This is a genomic window from Bradyrhizobium sp. 21 (assembly GCF_023073335.1).
In the GTDB taxonomy this organism is placed as follows: domain Bacteria; phylum Pseudomonadota; class Alphaproteobacteria; order Rhizobiales; family Xanthobacteraceae; genus Bradyrhizobium.
The window spans coordinates 119,939-121,303 of the sequence record NZ_JADPJG010000029.1; the positions used below are offsets into that span (position 1 = coordinate 119,939).

Consider the following 1,365-nt stretch of genomic DNA (forward strand, 5'->3'; position numbering starts at 1 on the left):
AGTGGAGTCGATCTGCGCGAGGATGTTGTTGTACTGGCCGACCAGGTTTGCACGCGAGGTCTGGGCAACCGTGTCCTGGACGGGGCTGGAAGCCGTCGAGAAGGTGAGCGATGAGGTCAGCGTGCCGCCGATCGCACCACCCGCGACGTTCGACCCGATCGTCGAGGACGCGTAGTCGTTGGTGGTCGAGACCGTCAGCAGGCCGTTGGCGTCGATCGTCGCCGTCAGGTTGTTGGCCTGAAGCTTCGAGTTCAGCTGGTCGAGCGTCTTGACCGAGCCGTTGGTGCCGTCGCCGAAGGTGACGTTGACCGCCGTGCCGCCGTTGAAGGCGGAGAAGGTCAAGGTCTTGCCGGTGAGGCCGCCAACGCCCGAGGTACGCGCCGCGGTGAAGGCGGACGAGGTGCCGGTGTTGCCGGCGAAGCCAAGCGCATTCAGCGCATTACCCGTGCCGGTGATCGACAGGTCGGCATTGACGCCGGTCGAGAGCTTGAGCTGCCCCGAGGCGTTGATCGACGAGTTGGTCTGGCCGGTGGCGGTCGCAAGCGTCGCGGTGCCGTTGGCGTTGACCGTCGCGGTCTGCACGCCGGTGGCAAGGTCGATCGCCTTCAGCACGTCGTTGACCGTGCCAGCCTGCAGGTAGACGGTCGAGTTGCCGGCGCCGTCGGTGAGGACGTTACCGCTCGCACCATACCCGCTCGGAACGCTCGGAGCACCGGTCGAGCCCGGGATCGGCGCGTTCTTGAAGGTGATCACGTGACCGTCGACATTCAGCGTGGAGCCGTCCGCGATCGTCGCGCCCAGCGAGGCCGAGCTCGTGGTCCGGTTGACGTTCACGGTGGCGTTGCCGCCGCCCACGGCCGAGCTCAGGCCGAGAGCATTGAGCAGGTCGGCCTTGCCGGTGACATTCAGATCCGCACCCGTCGAGCTCTTCAGCGTGACGGCGCTCGCACCAACGCTCGAAGGAGTCTGGCCGACGCTGTTGGTGATCGTCGCAGCACCGGCGCTGATCGCAACCGTATCCACCCCGCTGGCGAGGTCGACTGCGGTCAAGAGGTCGGTGACGGTCGCAAGCGTCGCAGGCGTGCCGGTGCTACCGAGATAGACGGTGGTATTGCCGCTGCCGTCGGTGACGAGATGGCCGCTGACGCCCGAACCGGACGGAACACCGGTCGCCGCCGGCGCGGTGCCGGCGCGGAAGGTGATGGTCTTGCCGTTCACCGTCAGCGTGTCGCCGTCGGCGGGCTGGGCGACGCCGGCCAGGCCGCTGGCGCTCGTGCCGTTGGTGGCGATCAGGGTGATGGTACCGGTCAGGGCCGTGGTGCCGCCGGCACCGGTCGTTGCCGTCGTGCCGGTGAAGGAGCCGAG

At 67.8% G+C, this 1,365-nt stretch carries 1 protein-coding gene; it reads right to left on the reverse strand.

Features of this window, described 5'->3' with window-relative positions:
• Positions 1 to 1,365, reverse strand: a 1,365-nt coding sequence (locus tag IVB31_RS23945) for a DUF1522 domain-containing protein (RefSeq protein ID WP_247328453.1), incomplete at both ends; no start/stop codon positions are given.